Annotated in this window: 2 protein-coding genes; one reads left to right on the forward strand and one right to left on the reverse strand. The window is 60.1% G+C overall.

All coding sequences use genetic code 11. The features are described 5' to 3' along the window. Positions 1-25 precede the first annotated feature (25 nt). Positions 26-322 carry a hypothetical protein gene (locus tag BJF83_RS27760; protein WP_187347069.1) on the reverse strand — a complete coding sequence of 99 codons (297 nt, stop codon included), beginning with the start codon at positions 320-322 and terminating at the stop codon, positions 26-28. Between the two features lie 329 nt (positions 323-651). On the opposite strand from BJF83_RS27760, the gene BJF83_RS02590 reads away from it, so the two are divergent. Then, positions 652-1,476 carry an aminoglycoside phosphotransferase family protein gene (locus BJF83_RS02590; protein ID WP_262391254.1) on the forward strand — a complete coding sequence of 275 codons (825 nt, stop codon included), beginning with the start codon at positions 652-654 and terminating at the stop codon, positions 1,474-1,476. Positions 1,477-1,661: the final 185 nt, after the last annotated feature.

Consider the following 1,661-nt stretch of genomic DNA (forward strand, 5'->3'; position numbering starts at 1 on the left):
CTGGCGCAGGTGCGGGTTGCCTCCGTCAACCTCGTCGGCGGCCACCCAGGCCGCGGGGGTGTGCGCGGCCAGGGCGGCGGTGATCATCTGCTCGGCGAGCGCGGGTCCGGTGGCCGGCGTGCTCGGACAGGGTCCAGCGGTTCTTGCGCGGCAGCGGGACGAGCAGGCCGCGCAAGAGGTCGTGGGCGGTGCGCTGGGTCTCGGGTCGGGTCAGACGGGTGGAGATCGTGCTGATCAGGTCGTTCAGCCGGTGTGGCCAGCGCTGGGCCGCTACGCTGACGTCAGCGGCCACCGCCGGGTTCTTCTTTGTCTTCACAACCATCGATGATCACGCGGTGGCCGTCCGTGTGTCCGGCGTTTCCCCGGATCAGAGGCTTGTCGTGCTGTCATCTCCGACAAGTCGTTCCAGTTCAGGGCAAACCGGAACTACAACTGGAGTACTACGCCCGGATTACTCCTAGTTGGTGGCCTCTCCCTCAGTGGGGAAGTCGTCCGGGGAGCCGTCACCACCTCCGAAGCCGAGGGGGCGCGGGAAGTCATCGCCCTGCTTCTCGTGCTTGCCGGTCAAGAAGTCCATGTTTCCTCTTTCCTCAGTTCTGATTGCTGTGCTGTGGTACCTTCGCGCCAAACCATGCACGGAGGGGCCCGAGGGTGCAGTACAAAGAGAAGGATTTCCAGAAAGCCTTGGACGGCTTGGGCCTGTCCCCAGATGGAGCGATCAGGATTGGTTACCTGACCGCTACCACGACAGGCCCCGCCCGTAAACCAGGAGGAAAACGTGTATGGGTTCGAGTGGGGACCGCGGCTGATGAAGTCGTATGGATGCGTGCCGAGGCTATTGAGGAAGCATCCGGAGAGCTGGCAGAACGTATCCCTATGCCGAAAGTGTTGGATACCTTCACGTGGGAGAAATTCGACACTGACGAGAATGTCACTCGTCAAGTACGTGCCCATGTATTCGAGTACGTGAATGGCTCCCCTGTCTCCCCTGAGCCGACTATCCGGCAGGCCCCGAAGGTGAGCGATGCATGGTGGTGCGAGTTGCGCCGAGCACACAACGAAATCAGCGCGGCCAGGTGGGCCGGACCCGGACAGTCCGAGAAGCGTGTTCGCCGTTGGGTGGCAGCCATGACAGGAGACGACAGGTTCACCAACACTGCGATTGAGTGGCGACCGCAACACAATGACTTTCACTGGCAGAACCTCCTTTCTCCAAGGCTGACCATTGTGGACTGGGAAGGCTATTCACTCGCCCCTGTCGGCTCTGACGCTGCAACTCTGCTGACCTACAGCCTTACGCACACTCCTACTGCTGAACGTGTGCGAGAACTCTTCTCAGACGTTCTCTCCGGAGAGACCGGAAAGCTAGCTCAGGTGTTCGCAGCAGCGAACGTGTGGACAGCGATCAAGAACGGATTCCATCCTCACCTCGAACAACCTCTAAAGGAGCACGTCAGAAAACTCCTGTCTGTGTGACTTTCCCCTCCCAACATCCCCCAGCAACGGAATTCCTCACGACCCACGTTGGCTATATTTCTCTTACCTCATCCTGAATTGTGCAGGCTTAGAGCTCATCTCAAAAGTCCTGCGAGATGACTCCGAGCCTGGCATGATCACGGACTGTGAGTGACGTGTTGCCCGATGGGCTCTGGGAGATCGTC

The organism is Nocardiopsis sp. CNR-923, assembly GCF_001942255.1.
Lineage (GTDB): Bacteria > Actinomycetota > Actinomycetes > Streptosporangiales > Streptosporangiaceae > Nocardiopsis.